Origin of the sequence: Acinetobacter sp. UBA5934, from assembly GCF_002430855.1 — a bacterium.
Classification (GTDB): domain Bacteria; phylum Pseudomonadota; class Gammaproteobacteria; order Pseudomonadales; family Moraxellaceae; genus Acinetobacter.
In genome coordinates, this window is the sequence record NZ_DJDC01000148.1 from 3,064 (window position 1) to 3,308 (window position 245).

The window sequence follows — 245 nt, forward strand, 5'->3', positions numbered from 1 at the left end:
TAATTCTACAACTGATTATGCGTTACTGGTTTTTACCGATGATGTTTAAGCGTCAGTTTGTGAAATACCAGTTTGGCAAAAGTGAACAGGGCATCGAATTATTTCAGGATTATGCAGAGCTTTATGCCAATGGCCGTAAGCAAATTTTCAATTATAGCGAAGTGCAAAATTTTGCCGTAGGTAAGCTGACCTATATGATTGAATTGAAAAATCGTACCGTGGTGATTGTACCGAAACGTGCCTTT

General features: G+C 38.0%; 1 pseudogene. It reads left to right on the forward strand.

Annotation, left to right across the window (positions count from 1 at the left end):
- Positions 1 to 245, forward strand: a pseudogene (locus B2Y23_RS10270) (hypothetical protein); the annotation flags it as partial.